This window comes from Chitinophaga sancti, assembly GCF_034087045.1.
Classification (GTDB): domain Bacteria; phylum Bacteroidota; class Bacteroidia; order Chitinophagales; family Chitinophagaceae; genus Chitinophaga; species Chitinophaga sancti_B.
The window spans coordinates 2,033,133-2,054,539 of record NZ_CP139247.1; the positions used below are offsets into that span (position 1 = coordinate 2,033,133).

The 21,407-nt window shown below is 46.3% G+C and carries 10 protein-coding genes; 2 read left to right on the forward strand and 8 right to left on the reverse strand.

Annotated elements, in window-relative coordinates:
* Positions 1-22: 22 nt before the first annotated feature.
* The 7 genes from SIO70_RS08525 to SIO70_RS08555 form a co-directional block, all read right to left on the reverse strand.
* Positions 23-1,243, reverse strand: a complete 1,221-nt coding sequence (locus SIO70_RS08525; protein WP_320580497.1) for a glycosyltransferase — start codon at positions 1,241-1,243, stop codon at positions 23-25.
* Positions 1,222-2,037 carry an alpha/beta hydrolase gene (locus SIO70_RS08530; RefSeq protein ID WP_320580498.1) on the reverse strand — a complete coding sequence of 272 codons (816 nt, stop codon included), beginning with the start codon at positions 2,035-2,037 and terminating at the stop codon, positions 1,222-1,224. The genes SIO70_RS08525 and SIO70_RS08530 overlap by 22 nt, the downstream gene beginning before the upstream one ends.
* Positions 2,028-2,324, reverse strand: a complete 297-nt coding sequence (locus tag SIO70_RS08535) for an acyl carrier protein (protein ID WP_320580499.1) — start codon at positions 2,322-2,324, stop codon at positions 2,028-2,030. The genes SIO70_RS08530 and SIO70_RS08535 overlap by 10 nt, the downstream gene beginning before the upstream one ends.
* Complete coding sequence (locus tag SIO70_RS08540; protein WP_320580500.1) at positions 2,312-6,487, reverse strand: beta-ketoacyl synthase N-terminal-like domain-containing protein; 4,176 nt, start codon at positions 6,485-6,487, stop codon at positions 2,312-2,314. The genes SIO70_RS08535 and SIO70_RS08540 overlap by 13 nt, the downstream gene beginning before the upstream one ends.
* 21 nt (positions 6,488-6,508) lie before the next feature.
* A complete protein-coding gene (locus SIO70_RS08545) occupies positions 6,509-13,771 on the reverse strand; it encodes an SDR family NAD(P)-dependent oxidoreductase (RefSeq protein WP_320580501.1) in 7,263 nt (2,420 codons plus the stop codon).
* Positions 13,772-14,472: 701 nt separating this feature from the next.
* Positions 14,473-15,267, reverse strand: a complete 795-nt coding sequence (locus SIO70_RS08550; RefSeq protein ID WP_320580502.1) for a DUF6515 family protein — start codon at positions 15,265-15,267, stop codon at positions 14,473-14,475.
* A 116-nt stretch (positions 15,268-15,383) separates the two neighbouring features.
* Positions 15,384-16,040: a GIY-YIG nuclease family protein gene (locus tag SIO70_RS08555; RefSeq protein WP_320580503.1), complete on the reverse strand. Its 657-nt coding sequence runs from the start codon at positions 16,038-16,040 to the stop codon at positions 15,384-15,386.
* 98 nt (positions 16,041-16,138) lie between these two features.
* Here SIO70_RS08555 and SIO70_RS08560 point away from each other — a divergent pair, with 98 nt between their 5' ends.
* Positions 16,139-17,035: an aldo/keto reductase gene (locus tag SIO70_RS08560; RefSeq protein ID WP_320580504.1), complete on the forward strand. Its 897-nt coding sequence runs from the start codon at positions 16,139-16,141 to the stop codon at positions 17,033-17,035.
* A 95-nt stretch (positions 17,036-17,130) separates the two neighbouring features.
* Here SIO70_RS08560 and SIO70_RS08565 read toward each other — a convergent pair whose 3' ends face one another.
* Complete coding sequence (locus SIO70_RS08565; protein ID WP_320580505.1) at positions 17,131-18,693, reverse strand: S41 family peptidase; 1,563 nt, start codon at positions 18,691-18,693, stop codon at positions 17,131-17,133.
* 253 nt (positions 18,694-18,946) lie between these two features.
* On the opposite strand from SIO70_RS08565, the gene SIO70_RS08570 reads away from it, so the two are divergent.
* Complete coding sequence (locus tag SIO70_RS08570) at positions 18,947-21,235, forward strand: GH92 family glycosyl hydrolase (protein ID WP_320580506.1); 2,289 nt, start codon at positions 18,947-18,949, stop codon at positions 21,233-21,235.
* Positions 21,236-21,407 lie beyond the last annotated feature (172 nt).

Consider the following 21,407-nt stretch of genomic DNA (forward strand, 5'->3'; position numbering starts at 1 on the left):
AGGATAGTGGTTTTAAGATAGATTAATAAACTTTGTTGCGGTAAAATGCCTGGTTCATCGTCATACCATAGGGGGGAATGACTGGCGCCAGATCTTCCAGCAGATCGGCTGCTGTAGCGGCGCCACCAGAACGTTCAAATGAATCCTGGATACGTTGTGCGGCTTGTTTATACGCCGGGTTTTTCAGGATCTCGAATACAGCCTCACGAAGATGCGGCGCTTTGAAACGTTTAAAGTTCAGCCGTACACCACTCTCTGCCTGTGTGACCTGACCTGCTACATGCGATTGATCATAAGCAATTGGAATTACGACCAGTGGCAATCCATGTGAAAGTGTTTCGCACACGGTGTTATGACCACCATGACAAACCACGGCATCCAGGTGTGGCAACAGTTCCAGCTGAGGTACGCGATCCTGCACAATAAAATTGGAAGGCCAGCTGTCAAAGAGACTTTCATCCGATACGACTATTACTGTCACTGCTTCGTTGTTAAAAGCATCAATGACCTTTCCAAAGAATTCTTTTTTATAAGCGTGATCGAAAGTGGTACCTATCGAGACGAGTATTCTTGGATGGGTACCCATCTGCGACAGTTGTTCCCAGTTAAAAGGAGGTACAGTATGCCGGTTATTGAATACAGGGCCTATGAATTTGTAATGCTCCGGTGTGTCCATATAACCGAAGAAATCCTTTGAAGTATATACCAATGTGAGTTTTTCAGAAAGCACTACGGCGTTATTTCCTGGTACGCCGAGTTCCTGTTGTAGTCCTACGATCTGTTTTACTTCCCAGTCATGTACACCGGGCAGGTCTTCAACCATCTTGATCGCTGCTGGTGCAGTCACGGAAGTAGCGTAAGGCATATTCCTGTTGTAAGCCGCAATGGCACCGGCAAATAGCTGGTGGTCATTGATCACTACATCTGGTTTGAAGCTATCGAGAATGGTATTGATGCCATCGTACATAAACCTGTTTAGGGGTATCAGTACCTCTTCGTAAAGGAACTTGATACTTTCAATGCCGGATACATTCTTTTTATGGATCTGTTCCAGGTAGTCTTCGCTATCGTCGTTATACTCGGCGAGCAGCAGTTGACCACCGGCTGGCAATCTATTGCCCAGTGCGGGGTCCAGGGTGATCCAGCCTACTTCGTGCCCTCTTTTCAATAATTCAGCACCGAGGCTCAATGTTGGGTTCACATGCCCATGTAAGGGAGGAACTATAAACGCAAACCTTGCCATATTCTATTATTGATTTGTCTGAATTTGCTCTGCCATCCTTCGAAGAAGTCTTTTAATCGTAATGCCGTTTCTTCCGGCTGTTGTAGCGGCAGATTATGATCCCCGTTCAGTAAAGCGAGTTTAGAACGGGTGAGTCTGTCATATAAAGTTTGTCCGGAGGGTACGCAGTCAGAGTCTTTGCCATAAAGCAATAAAGTATCCTGTTTGATATACCCGATCTCCTTGCCGGAGAAGAAGCCACGTTCTTTGCGCAGGTCAGCTTTGATGGATGTTTCATTGAACAGGTATTCGTACATGCGATGGTTTTTTTCCAGCTGTCGCTTGCCCATCCTGAACTTTGTGGTGTCAGTAAAGTTGTTGATGTAGTCGATCAGAAACTCTTTGCTGTACATATCGATAATGCCCAGTCTTTCATTTTCGCCCGGATCGGGCGCTTCGATGACAGCGAGTTTCCTGACCCTACCGGGGAACCGGCTCGCCATGCGTAGCGCGACCAGTCCGCCGAAGCTATAACCTACCAGGTGTACGGCTTTGAGTTCTAAGGTTTCCATCAGGGCTAACAGATCGTCGGTGAGGGCGTTCAGGTCGTAACCATCTTTCTCCTTACCGCTCATGCCATGACTCTTCAGGTCATACATGACTACATGAAATTGTTTGGCCAGAATTGGGGCAATGTTGAAATAGTAAACGGACAGATTGCTGAACATTCCATGGATCAGCAAAATGGTTTCCTTTGCACCTTTGTTCATTTCCTGTACATGAACGGAGGTGTGATTGATTTTGATTACTGGCATTGTTCAATGTATTTTATAATGTCACCCAGGCTGAGATTGATCAGCTGGTCGAGGTCCATGTTGGAAAGCCATCCTGTAAAGTCTACATGTTCACCAAAGTGACCCTTCACCTTCTCTGAAAAGGACACGATCTCGATACTGTCCATTTCCAGATCCCGTGTAAAAGAGCTTTCTTTGGTGATGTCCATATCTTCTACGAACTCTTCTCCGATTACCTCAGTTATGAATTGTTTCAGCAAGGCGAAGATCTCTTCGCTGTTCAGTTTGTGTGCAGCTATAGCGTCCATCCGATTATAAAATTGTTGTGTTTAATTGTCTTAATGTTGATATCGTTAATAGTCAGCTCATCACCATTGATAGCGGCAATGGCATATCCTTTTGGATTGCCCTGGAGCCCTTTACCCAGGTATTTGCCATAAGCTTCTTTGGCAACCCAGGCGCGAATGATCCATTCATCGCGGTTTTCAGGGGGCAGCAGCTCCAATTCTGTAACACTGAACACCAGTTCACAAAAGCCCTCACTCTGTGGTTTTATCTCTTCTATGTCAATACCTACCGGTTGTTGATAACGGGCAATCGCCACAGCTTCCATACCTTTGTGTGCAATACTCAGTTGAATATCTTCCACACCTGCTACATAAGGTGCACCGGCAGCATTGTTTTTGATTTCAAATTCTATCGGGAAGCAGTGGTGTTGTAACACCGCCCGCACAGCGTCTTTGGCGGCCACGCGACTGATGATCCGTTCTTTACGCTTCATTGGCATCAGCCCTTTTACAAAGGCTTTCTCTGCCTGGTTCAGGTAGCGCTTCTGAATAAAATCCCATGATACCACACGCTGGTAAGCATTGTTAAAAGTGAATACACCCGGTGCAATCTCTTTCGCCAGTTTATTTTGTAATGGCGCCATGGAGATCTGCCAGAGGGCTTCATCAATTTCAAGCCTTCTGTTTTGCCAGCCGGTAACGATGGCCCATATCTGTCCTGCTTTTTTGATGACAAAATCAGCAGTGGCAAATTCGTCATTCAGTTCAGTGAGCTGACAGGTACATTCAAAGCTGCCGGATTGATCCCGCATATCACCATAGAAAGCGATTTCATGGATCTTTACGGGAAATGCGATCCTGTCTTTCGTTAAGGTCAGCTGTAACCACAGTCCGAACAGCTGGCCGGCGTTGTCTAATAAGGAACCTTTGCCCGTGCTGCTTTCGATGATGCCGGTGATGCCTTTTTCGCCCATGTGCACAATCTTCCGGATACCCTGGTAACCGGGGCCATGGAACATGTGCCGCTCGTAGATCTGCTCAGGTGTTTTGTACAATTCACTGTCTAAGGAGGCGCCAATGGAAAAATCCCTTGCAGGTGGTACCGGATATTGCTTAGTCAGTTGTACACTGGCATTGGCATAATTAGGAAGGTCCAGGTGCACAGTGTCATTTCCTTCCCACTTACCGGTAATGGTTTCTTTGAAAGGAGAGGACACGTTCATCCATTGGAACACCTGTATGTTGTAAATGCGTTTTACAGCCCTATTCTGACCGTTTGCACGGGCCACGTCACCAAATAGCTCAAAGATCATCGTCATGGGTATAACGGGGTCCATATCTTCTTTAATGGGCCATCCGGGTTTTTGTTTTACCAATGCGTGGTCGATGAGGTAAGGCGTATTTTCCAGAGAAATATTGAGTGTATGAGAAATGGGTTGTACAGTGATCGGGTCATTGAATAATGCAATGATTTCATCCTGAATAGCCGAGATCTCATCTACATTTTGAAGAAATGCCTGTAAAACAGGTTTTCGCACGGTGGCAAATGCAGGCTTCATAGCAGGAGCAGGAAGAGATAATCCCTTCAAACTTTCCAGTTCTTTGATAAACGGTGAACCTAATTGCAAAGGCATGCCCGGTTTGGCTTTTGGAGAAATTCCTAAAAATGCCGGATTCACAGGTTTCCCTTCCACAAACAATGCAGCCATTACTCGTTGTAACTGATCCAACCCACTGCGTGTAGGTACATTCGCAGCGATTGCACTATATGATTTACCTTTCAATGTATCATCTACAAATCCAATCAAACCACCTGCACCTGCCTGGATAAACACACGTACATTTTCTTCCTCGTATAATTTCTGTGTCAGTTCACGGAAGCGTACCGGTTTAATTAAATGATCCACACTCAAATCCCTGATGGCCTCATACGTATCCGGATACAGATCCAGCGTAGTCGCAGACCAGAACGGAATCTCAGGTTTTAACCACTGTATCTTGCTGATACCCGCCAGCAATACATCTGTTTTCTTCGCTACAAATGGAGAGTGGAAGCCAGACTGGAAAGGCAGTACCTGGTAGAAGATCTGCTTTGCTTTCAGTATCTCAATGAAGTCTGCAACCGCAGCATCTGTACCACAAAGAATCACTTGCTGCGGACAGTTGTCCATGGACAGATAAATATCTTGCTTCCCTTCCAGTAAAGGAAGCAGCTGGTCATATCCAATACCGGTCACCAGGAATTTCGCATTTTCTGTTTCTAATGCCTGTGGGTTCAGGTCCTGTAATATTTCAAGAATAGAAGCCTCCGTAGCCATACCCGCAGAGCGGCCAGCCAGCCATTCGCCCATACTATGACCTGCATTCAGGTCAGGACGAATCCCCATTTGTTTGAGGGCTGTATCGATAATACGGCTCCTTTCCAGCAGGGTAATAGCAGAATCGTATACGCTGTCTTTATTGCTCTCTGCACCGGGTAAATTAAAGTGAGCCGCAACGCTATCTACTTCTCCGCCACCCAATCCATCCAGGCCTGCAAAAAGGAAGGCCACCTTTCCGCCTTTGGAAATCAACGGCTCATTGGTAAACCAGATGTCCTGTTTGTTTCTCCACGGGGTATTCCTGCCTACAATTTTTACGGCCTTTTTGATTCGTTCCGGCGAAGGATCAAACAATGCAATGCGGTAATCACCCTGTCCGGGATCGGTTTCTTTATTTTCCAATGCACGGATCAGTGCATCTGCACTATTCCTTGCCAGTAATAATACATCTGCTTTCAGCGAAGGCGTGATGCCATTGAAGACGCCTTTAGGTAAGCTATTAAAGCCTTCTACCACCAGATGTGCATTGATACCACCAAACCCAAATGCATTCACCCCTGCTCTTAATGGTAAGCCTGTCGCCTGCCAGTCGGTGGCTTCCTGTACGGGTGCAAATCGGGTATCCTGCATAGCTGCTACCGGTTCTTCACAGTGCAGGGTAGGAGGCAGGGTGTTGTGATACAATGCCAGCGCTGTCTTGATCAAACCTGCCATACCAGCTGCCGGCATCGCATGACCAATCATCGATTTCACAGAACCAATACCTGCTTTATGTGCATGTTGACCAAACACCTGTGCCAGTGTTTCCAGTTCTGTTTTATCTCCTAATGGTGTACCAGTACCATGTGCTTCTATATACCCGATTTCATCCAGAGAAACGCCGGCTTTTTGCCATGCCTGCCTGATCGCAACAGCTTGTCCTTTTACAGCAGGACTCATCACACTGGTACCTGCACCATCGCTGGATATACCGCTACCTTTGATCACAGCATAGATGCGGTCATTATCTGCAATGGCGTCATCTAATCTTTTCAGCACGACAAAACCACATCCTTCACCTATCAGCAAACCATCGGCCTGTTGATCAAAGGGTCTTATCTGCTGTCTTCTTGAAAGCGCTCCCAGTTGTGTGAAGATGCTCCAGAATGGGGCATTCTGCGATACATGCACCCCTCCGGCAATGATCATATCTGCCCTGCCGGTACTGAGTTCCTGTATGCCATGATCTACTGCCAGCAGTGAACTGGCGCAGGCAGCATCCAGTGTATAAGCTACACCACCCAGGTTCAAACGATTCGCTACCAAAGAGGCCACAAGATTAGGGATCAATCCCATGGCCGTATCCGGACCAAAGCGACCTTTTTTCTGCTGGAACTCTTTCTTTACTTTTTCAAGATCTGCACCTGATAAATGTGGTAATAAAGTTTGCAGAAGTTGTACAATCTGTTCACCCGTACGCACTATTTCAATCGCCCTGGTAGCACCAGGCCCGGGATAATTTCCTTTCCCGATAATGATACCTGTTTTCTCCAGCGAGATATGCTTATCCAATATGCCTGCATCCTGCAATGCTTGTTGGGCAAGGGCCAGCGTAATCAACTGCTCTGGTTCTGTACCCTCTACCGCCAGTGGCAATATGCCAAAACGAATGGGATCGAAGGTGGCAAATTCATCGATGAATCCACCCTTGCGACAATAAAAACGGTCTACCGCTATCGTCTCTGTATCAAAGAAAGTGGCGTCCAGCCTGTTTTCAGGCACCGCCTGTATTGCGTCTTTTTTCTGTATAATGTTCTGCCAGAAAGCCTGGATATTGCCCGCACCGGGGAAGATACCGGACATCCCTATGATTGCTACATTCATATTTGCGGACGTTTTTTAAGGTTAAGCCATGATCAGTACCTGGCTCTCATTTCCATATTTCAGCTCGTTTACAAATAGCTCCATGCCTTCCTGTAAAGGGATGAGAGCAATGCCTCTGCGTTCGTATTCCCTTTCCAGCGCAGGAGACACCATCCCGGTGCCTTTCCATGGACCCCAGTTGATAGCTGTCACTTTCCCTTTAATGGTGTTGCGCAGCTCCCATGCATAGCGGTCCATCACACTGTTGGCAGCAGCATAGTCAGTTTGGCCACGGTTGCCATATACTGAGGCCACGCTGGAGAAGAAGATCACAAACTGTACATCCGGACGCAGTTGTTCTGCCAGTATTCTCAGTGGTGTAACTTTGGTCGTGAACACGCGTTCGAATGATTCAGAAGTCTTTTGCTGGAAGAGTTTATCTTCTAATAATCCGGCTCCATGTACTACGCCATCAATCCGGCCATAGTTTTTGTATACCTGATCGATCAGTGCACTGATCTCCTGTTCATTGCGCAGGTCGAGTGAGCGATAAATAACAGTCGCACCATTTTGCTCAAGCGAATGGATGGTGGATAATATCTGGTTTGCTTTGTGTATATCGGAAGCTTTCTTTTCTATGTCCGCCGGTTTGGTGAGTTGTCCTTCGGCTATCAGTTGCTTTTTGATCGCATCTTTGGTTGTGAGAGATGCATATTGAGAAGCTACCACATTGCGAGGGTCAGCGGAGCGACCTACGAGTATATAATTACAAGGATAATCCTTTGCAAAGCGGATCATCAGTTCTGCTGTAATGCCCTGTGCACCGCCTAATACCAGTACTACGCTGTTCTTATTCAATTGCAGTTGTGAAGTATCACCTACGGGTAATTGTGAAGGTATCAGACTAAAAGTATGTCTGCTGCCATTGTGATAAATCACTTCTGCTGGTTCATCAGGATGAAGAATTTCATCGATGATCATACCTGGAATGCGATCAGCCGGGAACTGGCCTGTCAGTGTAATGCTACGGCACCTGGTGGTTTCCCATTCCTTGTCCAGGCTTTTCAGAAAACCGGGATAGCCTTGTACACTACGCAGGTCTTTGGCATCGCCATTCAGTACACCGGAAATGGCATATACCCATTTCGCTTTTTCAGGGTTCAGCTTTTTGATGGTGTCAAATGCTGTGAGGATGTTAGGCCGGCCGGGTGCTGTAAGCAGATCTGGAATGATCAGCCCCTGGTATTCATCTAAAGGTTCTTCACCTTTTATGATCGTAACACTGGCGCCTTTTTCAACCAGCAAACTTTGCAAAGCCGCAGGCAATGCGCTGCCATCGTCCATGATAGCAAACTTCGCATCTTTAATAGCAACCGCCTGCTGGGCAAAAACGGAAGGCGTCAAAGAGAAACACAACCTTGAAAGACTTGCTGCTGTTGCGGCAGCTATCGCATTGGCGGTATTGTATACAGGAATTGCGTTACCCACATTCTGCACAGGACTCGCTGGCGCAGTACCACCTACATTTTCAGCAATCCAACGCAGCAAACCATTCAGGGTTTTAATCCCTGCAAGAGCTTCTGTTTTATCTTCTCCATTCTGGGAGAAGCTGCCAATCTTTATTTTCAGCTCACCCAGTATTTCCATACGTTTGATAGAATCAATACTGAGATCCGCTTCCAGGTCCAGGTCCATACCCAGCATATCAGTAGGGTAGCCGGTTTTTTCACTGACCGTGAGCAGGAGTATATTTTTAATTTCGCTTTCGGACCAGGTTACCGATGTTTGCGCCGCAGCAGATGTGGATGGAGCTGCTGCCGGAGCCGCCTGTGGCTGATCCATATTTCCTGAAATCCATACTAACAGACCATTTAAGGTTTTGATACCCGCTAATTGTTCTACCACAGCTTCGTCGCTCTGACCGCTGGTTTTGAAGCCCCCCAACCGGGTGCGGAGTTCACCTATGATCTCCATGCGCTTAATAGAATCTATACTCAGATCCGCTTCCATGTCGAGATCTAAGCCCAGCATCTCTTGTGGATAACCGGTCTTTTCACTCACAATTTGCAAAATAGTGTCTTTGATATCGACCACAGGTTGTTGTGCAATGGCATGTTGCAGCGATACGCCACCAGCATCTGGTAAGCTCTGTGCATCTACGTTTTCAGCGATCCATTGCAGCAGACCATTCAGTGTTTTGATACCTGCCAGTTGTTCTACAACTGCTTCGTCTGATTTGCCACTTGATTTGAAACCACCCATTTGGGTACGCAGCTCCCCGATGATCTCCATACGCTTGATAGAGTCAATGCTCAGGTCTGCTTCCATGTCCATTTCAAGACCTAGCATTTCGTGTGGATAACCTGTTTTTTCACTGACTACTTCGATGAGGATGCGTTTAGTATCTCTCTTTGTAGGAGCAGAAGCCGGAGCTGGTGCTGGCGTCGCAACCTGGACCGCCACATGCGTAGCCGGCGCCACAGCCGCCGCAATCGACATTGCCGCAGGCGTATGACCCAAATAACCCAATATCACATCTCTCTGTGCCTGCACCAACAATTTCACACTATTCAAATATTCCTGCACCATATATTCTGCATTGCCCGCAGGAGGAGCTACCACTACAGGAGCCGCGCCAATATTCAGTTTCAATGGCTGCAATAACGGCATTGCACCATGCGCTGGCAACTTACCCACAGAAGGCACTGCCATATGCCCATTTACAAGCCATACTGTAGCACTCTTCTTATATTGAGCAGGGTTATCCAGTTGTAATACCTGCACATCACGACCATCAAATAGTTTCTCTAAATTGATCGCTCTACCTGTACTTATATATTTTGCCAGTGTATTCAACAAATGGGTGATCGCGTGCGGTGCTTTATCTTCTGTATGCAACACCAGCGTTTCTTTACCTAAAGTTGACTTTGCCAGATTACTCAACACTTTACCCGGTCCTGCTTCAATAAACACCCTTGCACCTGCAGCATACATGTGTTCCACCTCTTCTGCAAACAATACTGGTTTAACGATATGCTCCGCCAATCTTGCCCTGATCTCCGCTGGTTGTGTTGGATATAACTGTGCCGTAGTATTTGACCATACAGGAATGGCAATAGGCGCAAAATCTACATCCTTGATCGCGGTCTCATATAGCGCCTTTGCACCCGCTATCACCGGACTATGGAATGCACAGGCCACTTCCATCTGTTTGTAAGAGATCTTTGCCTCTTTCAATTTCTCCATCAGCGCTTCCATATCAGCTTTCTTACCAGCCAATGCCCATTGCGCAGGGGAATTATGATTCACCGGATACACACCCGTACCCTCACCCGTAAATGCTTTTAATACATCTTCCCCACAGCTTACAGCCACCATCATCCCCTTATCATCAATCACGCCACCCAGTATTGCTTTCGCACGCAACTCACTGAGCGGTACCAACTGCTCATCAGCAAATGCCCCTGCAAAACACAACGCCGGCAACTCGCCATAACTATGCCCTGCCATCATATCAGGCTCAATACCCAATGATTGCAGGAACTGCGCCATGGCCAGGTCCACAATGCCCAACACAGGTTGCGCTACCCTTGTGTCTTTGATCTGTTCTTTCTGTTGCTGGATCGCCTCATTATTAAACACCGCCGGTGGAAACAACACTTTCTCATAAGCAGGATGTTTCTTCAGCAACTGTCTCATCTCGGGGAAAGCCACGAACAGCTCTCTCGCCATATTGATCCGCTGACTACCCTGCCCAGGGAATAAAAAGGCTACCTTCCCTTCTACAGGCGCTGTCACATAAATATCTTTAGAAGTAGCACCTGCCATGGCCAGATCTAATTTCATCATCAGATCTTCTCTGCCGGTAGCTACAATAGATAAGGATACCGGCTCCTGGCTATACACTGCCAGACTATAAGCCAGATCCTTCAGTGATATACTATCATTGTTTTGGAGTATGCTGCTCACCGCTTTCAACAACGGCTGACTATTTCCTCTGAATACGAATAACTCTGCCGGCCATGTCTTAATCGCTGTATGCGCGTCCTGTACGCTGGCATCATTTTCGATCACTGCATGGAAGTTCGTACCTCCAAACCCAAATGCGCTGACACCCGCCGTACGCTTATCATCCAGCCACAACCCTGCTTCCGCATTAAACAGGAAAGGACTGCTTGCCGGATTATAAAAACTATTCGGCGTCTTCATATGCAAGGTAGGCGGCTTCACACCATGATATACTGACAATGCAGCCTTGATCAATCCTGCCAGACCTGCAGCACACTTAGTATGCCCGATCTGTGTCTTTACAGAACCCAGGTAGGTCTGCCCGATCACCGCACCATTCTGAATCAGCATGTCAGAGATGGCACTGATCTCAGTCTTATCACCTACTACAGTACCGGTACCATGCGCTTCCACCAAACCTACTGTAGCCGGAGATATTCCACTCATCTCATAAGCACGTTCCAATGCTTTCACCTGCCCTGCCTTACGTGGTGCAGTTAGCCCTAAACTCTTCCCATCACTACTACCACCCACACCTTTGATCACAGCATATATTTTATCTCCATCTCTCTTTGCATCTGACAATCTTTTCAGCACAATCATCGCTACCCCTTCACCCAGTGCAATCCCATCCGCCTCACTATCAAAAGTTGCGCATCGTCCTTTCTTTGACAATGCATGCGTACTACTAAACATCAGGTAGTCATTAATCCCATTGTGCAGGTCGGCAGCACCAGCCAGCACCATTTCGGACTTACCCAATACCAGCTCCTGACAGGCCAGGTCAATCGCCGCCAGGGACGATGCGCAAGCGGCATCTACCGTATAGTTACGTCCACCCAGATCCAACCTGTTCGTAATACGACCAGAGATCACATTGGCCAGCACGCCCGGAAAACTATCTTCCGTCATTCTTGGCAACACTGCTTTCAACTCATCCGGCATCTCACCCAGATACTGTCGATACGTAGATCTGAACCCATAACTATTTGCCAGATCAGTACCACCTTCTGCACCTATAATTACAGATACATCTTCTCCATTAAATTCCTTTCCGCCATACCCCGCATTATCCAATGCCTGCTTCGCTACCAGCAATGCCAGCAACTGTGTAGGGTCTATCGCTGCCAATGACTGTGGTGGAATCCCAAACGCCATCGGATCGAAATCAATACGCGGAATAAATCCTCCCCACTTGGAAGGAGACATCTCGCCATCATTCGAATTATTATCAAAATACAATTCCTTGTTCCATCTCTCATCCGGCACCTCAGTTACACAGTCTACACCATTCAATATATTCGCCCAGAACTCATCGATATTTTTCGCACCCGGATAGATACAAGCCATACCGATGATGGCTACATCCAGTGCTTTCTCCGGCTGTGTAAGCGGAGCAGGCAAAATAGCTTTATCAATAATGGTCTGATTCATTGCTGCCACATCTTCATGTAGTGCATGCATCGTCACCGTTTCATTGCGCATGGCGGCTACCTGCCCAATCATATACATGCCTTCACTTAGTTGTTGCTTTGGTGCTATTTTCACCAAACCATCATCTGTTCTATCCACACCTTTCGCAGCAATCCGCAAACGGCCTACATTCAGTGATTCGAGTTGCGCCCAGATCTCTTTTTTATCCACATTTGCAGCTACCAGCTGCTCCTTTTCCTTATTAAAATAATCGGCAAAAGGAGAGTGCAGACAACGGGTTTCATGGCCCGGGGCAGTTTCTAATAAAACGGTATGATTATGTGCAATGGCCTGATCCTGGAATTGCTGCAGGATTGCACCCGTCTCTACTGCTTCTTTCGTATAGATATAAGCAGTACCCATCAACACACCAACTTTCGCACCTTTGGTCGCCAATGGTGCGACCATCACACCAATAAAAGCTGCTGACAATGCATCGTGAATACCACCTGCAAAAAACAAACTGAACTGGCCCGCATTTTCTTCCTGCAATAGTCTGTCAATTTGTTTCTCCCACAGCACAAAGCTGGACAGGGGCCCTACGTGTCCTCCGCATTCGCGGCCTTCAAATACAAATTTCCTGGCCCCTTCTTTTATAAACATATCCAGCAATGAAGCTGAGGGTACATGCAGGAAAGACTGGATACCCTGCTGCTCCAGCGCTTTGGCCTGAGAGGGGCGGCCACCGGCTATGAGCACGAATGGCGGTTTTTCTTCCTGTATGTAAGCAGTCTGCTCATCTCTCAGCTCCTGCGGTGCAAACCCGAGTATACCCACACCCCAGGTTTTGTCACCGGCAAGTTGTTTGGTTTCGCGGATCAGGTTTCTGGCTGATTCGCCTTTCAATAAAGACAGGGCTACGAATGGCAGAGCACCTGCATTGGCTACAGCCGCAGCAAAAGCGGGCACGTCGCTCACACGTGTCATCGGCCCTTGTGCAATGGGATAGGTAATGTTCAATTCCTTCGCCAGTGCATTGTTCGGACTGATGACAGGCTGTGTCTGTGCCTGCCTGATATGCCCACGAATAGCATGATGCATACCGGTGATGAGTCTGCCTAATTTCTTATATCGCTTTACAAGGTCGGTAGAAATGGCAATGTCCTGACCCAGTGGCAGGAAACCTTTATCCAGTTCCAAAGTTTGTAACAATGGCTCTAACTGGGCCATGGTAGCGTTTTCTGGCAGCTCCGGAGAGTTGGGGCGTACCAGTACGCGGAAATGATCGATGAGGCGGGTCTCATTGCCATTGAGTTTTTCGCATACATTTTTTAATGCTTTAGGGGCTGTACATTCAGGAAAGAGTGCCAGTTGGCTGTCCAGTACCACCCCGGTAGCGCCAGTGGCTATAAGGGCCGCTGTAGTGTGAATACCGATGCCTCCCTGTACATATATGTGGGCATCAGGAATTGCTTTGACTACCTGCTGAAATAAAATGTAAGATGATTCATCACCTGTTTTACCACCACTTTCATTCCCTTTGAGAATGATACCGTCTGCCTTCTCTTTCTTTGCCAGCTTCGCTTCGGCAAGACTATGCACCTGGTAAAACAGTTGCACTCTCTTTGGCAGTTTTAATTTCATTCCATAGGGTGCAATAACCATTGATACCTGCTCAGGGAGGGAAATATCTGCAACACTAGTATGCACAATACATACACCGAAGGGTTGTGACAGTTGTAGTGCCAGTGCAGACAATGCTGTTTCCGCAACTTGTCTGTTACGTCCTAAATGAAGTACAGGGAAGGCTTTCGCATTAGCCAAAGCAATGGCAAGGTGGACGTCAGGGCTTTCGAACGGGGTGATCCCGATAATTGTAGACATATTCATACTAGGTTATTTGAGTTAGGTAACGGGCATGCCTGTACCAGACCATGATCATCATCATTTGATCATAGTAATGCTATACCGCGTGCCTGGATTATTTTATTATAACTGTTGCGCCTTTGAGATTACTATGTTGACGTCGGGACATAGCATTCCCATCCTGTTTATACGAACTGGAAATTGTTTTCATAGCGCAGACTTATTAAAGGCTAAACGGGCCTGGATCTCACATGAACAACTGTTCTTCCTGCTACAGAAGGTTAAATGGCTGAAAGAGATCTATTCTCGCAGCTCTTAAAATATTATGACAATTCCTGGTGAAAATAAAAAAGCGACTCCGGTAATGGTTATTTATCCTGATACGGTATTACTGATGATCGAAGATAAATTGATGCAACAACACTATTGATTTCTTATATACATGCCGGGTTCTGGTTTCGTACTGTGTTCTGGTTGTGGGCTTCATAGAATTTAAAAGATATCTGGTTATTTGAGATGTTAAAGGAAAAACCTTTAATGTTATGTTAAAGCTACTGAAATTTCCTTGAAAAAAATATAGGGGTTAGCGATGAATTAGTAGTTCGTAACAGGAAATTAATATCTGTTAATAATACTAATGTGATTGTGAAATGGAATAAAACTAAAAAAGACAAGTGGTACGGATTTCCGTACCACTTGTCTCAATTGTGAACAGATACTTAATTGTCTGCTGACAGCTTTCCAACGACTTTATATCCTCTGGAACTGTCTGCGTTAGTGACTTCCTGGTAATACATACCATCTGGAGATACGTATAATTGTTGACCATTTATTTCAACTCCCCTGCAACCATTTGGCAGTTGTTGCAATATCTCCGGTTCAGGCTCAGGCGCAGTTTGTTCGTCCTGTGCTTTGCCTGTATCCAGCTGTCCGTTCTTACCTACTACCACATATTTTACTTGTTTATCCTGTAGGATTTCCTGGTAGTAAGTACCGTTCTTTTCGTAGTAGGTATTCCCGTCAATCACCACCGTATTTACTCCATTTGGTAAACCTGGTATCACTACACCCATTGGAGGATCTACTACCTGGTATTGTTCACGCTGCGCACCTTCGGCTACAAATGATTGATAGAAGTATCCATCATAATAGTAGTAAGGACCCCATGCTGTGTTGAAAGAAAGGAAGCCATAAGGCAATACATTCACTACGAATCCTATTGGCATGCCGTAATAACGGTATGGACGATAATATGGACGTGGGTAATGCGCATAATAAGGAGAGCGGTAATAACCACCCGCATAGATGCGTGGGCCTACAATAGCCGCACCAATACCAACACCGATCCTGGCGCCACCGCCCACAACGATCCTTCCACCACCACCACCAAATGCTATACGGCCTCCACCGCCACCGCCCCAATGTCCACGACTACGTTGGGCATACGCACTATCAACTGTTGCGACACTTACCAGGGCTATCAAGGTCAGCAACACATATATTCTATTCTTCATTTTGCCTGAATTTAAATATTAGATCGATCTGGATACGATAAGTTTAACGTTAAAAACGTGTTTAACATTTTATGTGAAGGTAAATTTGTGTGGCTTTAAACCCGCTTAAAATGGCATTAAAACAACTGGTTGCGGAGGATCCTTTTTATCATCTGGATCGTATTGCGGCTTATTTGTCCCTTGTATTTATTCAGAATGGCTACTTCTGAGCTACCATTGCTCAGTTCGTTCACTACCGGCAACCATTTGCTCAGGAAGGCTGAGTTAGGCGTACGGTATTTCAATAACCGGCGCACGGTTTCTATAACTGCTTTAGGCACAGTTCCTTCGTGTAGCTCAAATACTTCGTCCGTACTCAGACCCAGGTCTATATCCTGTGCCACCCGGCTATAATCCTGCAGGTATTTTTCATTTGCTTCCATTACCTGCAATAGGGGATCATCGCTGTAGCGGATATGTCCATATTGTCTGGCTTGCTTATGTATACGACTGAGTGCGTAATTGCGGGCTACGTTGTCACAAATAACGAGGTCGGAAGGCTGGAGTTCGAACCATTCACCCTTTACCCTTTTGTGCTGGAATATTACATGCAGACATTCTTCCAGGTCATCCATGTTGGCAGCAGGGTATTGTCGGATTACACGGAACATTACGGGCAGGTGAGTATGATAGGAAGAAAGCCTTTTCTGCAGATCCTGGGTTTTCCCAATCTTGTAGAGGTTTTTTCCTGTATTGATAATATAAACGCACTTGCCAATGAGGACCTGTTCCATATAATGACCGAATGACAATCCGGGGATATATATGCAAAATGTAGAAATTTTTTTAATAATGGTGCTATTTTTTTTGCAGGGGCAGTTAAATTAGTAGAATGAAATACAATACCCTGGGTAAATCGGACCTTCAGATCAGCGAAATCGCTTTTGGATGCATGTCGCTGGGAGAGAACACTTTAGAAAATACTTTCCTGGTACATCGCGCGCTGGACAAGGGGATTAACTTCTTTGACACGGCGGATCTTTACAATTATGGGGATAATGAAATACAACTGGGATTGGCGCTGAAAGGGAAACGGGATAAGGCGGTTGTAGCCACCAAGGTAGGAAACGAGTGGAGAGCAGATAAAAGCGGGTGGGATTGGAATCCGTCCAAAGCTTATATCCTCAGATCAGTAGATGAGAGCCTGCGCCGCCTGGGTACGGACTACATCGATCTGTACCAGTTGCATGGGGGCATGATGGAGGATCCCATTGATGAGACCATTGCTGCTTTTGAAGAATTGCAGCAGGCTGGGAAGATCCGGTATTATGGTATCTCTTCTATTCGGCCGAATGTGATCAGGGAATATATCAACCGCTCTAATATCGTGAGTGTAATGATGCAATACTGCCTTCTGGACCGCAGACCGGAAGAAACCTGTTTAGACTTATTAAAATCAAACAATATCGGGGTATTAGCAAGGGGAGGAGTGGCCAAAGGCTTACTCGCCGGCAAGCACCCGGAGCCGTACCTGAACTATGATGCTGCCGCCGTAGCAAAAGCAGCGCTGGCAGTCGCAAACATTTCACAGCAGGGTCGTACACTGGCCCAAACTGCATTACGGTTTGTATTGCATCAGCCGGCTATCGCCGCAGCCGTAGTGGGGATCAGAACACAGAATCAACTGGAAGAAGCGGCAGGGGTGTTTAAGTCAGCAGCTCTGACAGCTAATGAAATAGCGGAACTGGAACAATCAATCAAACCAAATCTTTACGACCAGCATCGTTAAAAAGCATGGGTGTGCCGAAGCAAAACAGCTTTTCTTTCAAAACAAAACCGCTTTTGCCGTAGGCAAAAGCGGTTTTGTTTTGAAAGAAGAATTCTCTATTTCAATTTTTTCCCTATCCTATAATCCACCATTCCACTAAACTTCTTCGTATTCAACGACGTCCCTGACACTCTCAAACCTTCACTACTTCCCGTAGCCAGCCTGCCACCAGTACTCACCGGATAACTACCCGTTGTCAGATAAGTCTGGATATTATACAAATTCTCATCTCCTGTCAAACTTCCCCATCTTGCACCAATATAATCTGCCGCAGAATCCGTGGGGGTAATACCTGAGTAATACCCACCTGTATGGTTGGCATTTTCAGTAGCAAAGTTAATCGCATACAGATCCGCCAGGTACTGTTCCTTACCGGTACTATCATAATCAGACAAGGTGAAGGTGATAAATCCACAAGGTTTACCATAAGTCGTGGTACCTACCTGCTGCACATTCATATAAGGCTTCAGGTTATTCAGCGTCATCTCACTGGCAGATGCCGTGTTCCCCGATGTAATAAAGAACACATTATCCAGTGCCAGTCCGCCGGTAGTAGCCGGGAAGTTCACACTGGCTTCCAGCCCCACCTGATCCAGGTTGGCAGTCAGTTTATCATTATACAGGTAATAATACATAGTCTTGCCCGCAGCGCTGGCCGGTGCAATCGCACTATCCAGGTATTCTGCAGTGGTGACAGACCCACCACCATTATAGCGAAGATCTACAATCAGGTTCGTGATACCCGCCGCCTTAAATTTGGTGAACAGGGCATCCAGGACTGTTTTGGTTGGTGATGCCACCCCTTTACTGGTATAGGTGCTGGTAAAGGTATAAAACACAAAATACCCCACTTTAGATCCATTGATCGTATAAGTGGTATCAAACAGCACCGGGTTAATATTGTAAGTAGCAGCAGTCAGTGAATAACTGGCGGTTACTTTTGATGTATTTTTTGTCACTGTCAGACTCACAGAAGAGGAGTTAAACAAGGCATTGGTTACCTTGGTCGTATTGGTACCTGAAGATCCATCATAAGCAATATCTGTATCGCCATTGATCGCTGTGATCCTGTCGCCTCTTTCCAATCCGGCCAGACCAGCAGGAGAGTTCTTATCTGCATAAAGCACATACAGGTAAGTGGTAGACTTATTCGCATCAGCGTATACATAACTCACTTCCATCCCGAAATCGCCGGAGGTGGCAGACACTTTTGTCAGGGAACCAGATACCCCATCCTGCAGGGAGGTAGACAAGGATCCTGTTCTGTCCAGAAAACTATACCTGTCCAGCGCGGTTGACCCCGTTCCTACTGAATAAGCTTTCATGGCAGTGAGCAGGTCATCAGCTGTGGAATAGGTGCTACTCAGTGGATTCAAGGTAGGCACATTGGAATACCAGTAGTAGGTAGGCAGGTCAGTCGTCGTACTACGACCACCATTTACATAGCTCACCTGCATGGTATTATACATCAGGTATTTCAGCGAATCCTCGTCGGAGGTAGCAGTGCCGGAGGTTGTGGTTGTTGTACTCCCGGATTTGCTTTCTTTTTTACAGGCAGCGAAAAAAACTGCACACAGCGTACCTACAGTCAGTACGGCCAGCGTAAATCTTTTATTCATGAGAAGGATGGATTTTCAATGAATTGATACTCTTATACAATACGACGATATTGGACTACACGGTTGGTTTAAAGTTTACTTTTTAAGGAAAAGTTAATATTCTCCCGGAGAAAGTTCTTTTTAGCTAAAACAATTTAGCCTATCTCTGAACGCCAGTACAGCTATTCTTCCATTTATAAAATAAATGGTATTTTGCCCCGCGAAAACTTATTTTTACGTCCTTTATCATGCTAAAATTCCAGACACTCTCAACATGAAAAAACTCATCATTCCGGCCCTTTTGCTGGCATCCTGTTTTGCAAAGGCCCAGACTGTGAATAGCGTCTCAGACCCGGTGGAATGGGTCAATCCACTTATGGGAACCGATTCAAAGGGTTCCTTGTCAACTGGTAATACCTATCCAGCCATTGCCTGCCCATGGGGTATGAACTTCTGGATGCCGCAGACCGGCAAAATGGGCGACGGATGGGCGTACACCTACCATTCGGACAAACTGCGTGGTTTTAAACAAACCCACCAGCCAAGCCCATGGATCAATGATTACGGCCAGTTTGCCATCATGCCGGTAACGAAATCTGTAAAATTCAAAGAAGATGACAGAGCCAGCTGGTTCTCGCACAAAGCGGAAGTAGCCAAACCATATTATTATAGTGTATACCTGGCCGATCACAACGTGACCACGGAAATCACTCCAACTGAAAGAGCTGCTGCTATCCGTTTTACCTATGGTAAGGAAGACAGTGCTTTCGTAGTGATCGATGCGCTGGACAAAGGCTCTTACATCAAAGTATTGCAGTCTGAGCGCAAAATTATTGGCTATACCACCAAAAACAGCGGTGGCGTACCGGCTAATTTCAAAAACTACTTCGTACTCACTTTCGACAAGCCTTTCACTTATGTAGCTACCTTCAAGAACGATGTACTGAGCAAAGGTGTTGCGGAAGCACAGGAAAATCACGTAGGTGCCGTAATCGGCTTCTCTACTGTGAAAGGTGAGCAGGTAAACGTAAAAGTGGCATCTTCTTTCATCAGCCCTGAGCAGGCAGTATTGAACCTGAACCAGGAGATAGGCAGCAGCACTTTTGACGCCATCAAAGACAAGGCAAAAGCTGCCTGGAACGCCGAGATGAGCCGTATCAAGGTAGAAGGTGGTACATCTGACCAGACCCGTACCTTCTATTCCTGCCTGTACCGTTCTATGCTGTTCCCCCGTAAGTTCTATGAGTACGATGCCAAAGGTGCAGTGGTACACTACAGCCCTTATAATGGCCAGGTACTGCCAGGCTATATGTTCACCGATAATGGTTTCTGGGATACTTTCCGTGCCCAGTTCCCTTTCTTCAACCTGATGTACCCTTCTATGAACGCTCATATCATGGAAGGTATGGTGAACGCTTACAAAGAAAGTGGCTGGTTGCCTGAATGGGCGAGCCCTGGTCACCGCGATTGTATGATCGGTTCCAACTCTGCTTCCCTGATTGCAGATGCATACCTGAAAGGTGTAAGAGGTTTCGACATCAACACTGCCTACGAAGCGATCATTAAGAACTCCAACAACGAAGGTCCGCTGGAATCAGTAGGCCGTAAAGGTGTAAAATATTACAATAAACTGGGTTATGTGCCTTATGATGTGAAGATCAATGAGAACACTGCCCGTACACTGGAATATAGCTATGATGACTGGACTATCTGGAAACTGGCCGTTGCCCTGAACCGTCCAAAGGCAGAAATCGAGCGTTTTGCTAAACAGGCACGTAACTACCGCAACGTATATGATGCAGAGAGCAAATTAATGCGTGGGAAAAATGAGGATGGTAAATTCCAGACTCCTTTCAATCCAACCAAATGGGGAGATGCATTTACGGAGGGGAATAGCTGGCATTATAGCTGGTCTGTATTCCACGACGTACAGGGCCTGATCAACCTGATGGGGGGTAAAGAAACCTTCGTTCAGATGCTGGATTCCGTATTCGCTATGCCTCCGGTATTTGACGATAGCTATTATCACTTCACCATTCATGAAATCCGCGAAATGCAGATCATGAACTTTGGTCAGTATGCACACGGTAACCAGCCTATCCAGCACATGATCTACCTGTACAACTATGCAGGTGCTCCATGGAAATCTCAATACTGGCTGAGGGAGGTTATGAACCGCCTGTATTCAGCTACTCCTGATGGTTATTGCGGTGATGAGGATAATGGCCAGACTTCTGCATGGTATGTATTCAGTGCACTGGGATTCTACCCGGTTACACCTGGTGCGCCACAGTATGTAGTAGGAGCACCTTTGTTTAAAAAAGCAACCGTGAAGCTGGAAAATGGTAAAGAGATCGTGATCAATGCACCAAGAAACAGCGAAGAAAACCGTTATATCAGATCTGCTACCTTCAATGGTGCGAACCTGACTAACAACTGGCTGGATTACAATGCTTTGATGAAGGGTGCAACTATCGACTTCGATATGGATGCTACGCCTAATAAGAGCAGAGGTATCTCTGATAAGGATGTACCTTATTCCATGACCCAGGAGGTTAAATAAGATAAAATAATATCATTACAGATAGGAAGCCCCCTCAGTTGAGGGGGCTTTTTTTATAGTGCTTGTTCGACGCTTCTTCGATGCTTCTTCGTCACCAAAAGAACACCAAAAGGGCACCTCAATATCCGAGGGATAATAAAGTGCCCTTTTGGTACCCTTTTAGTATCGGTAG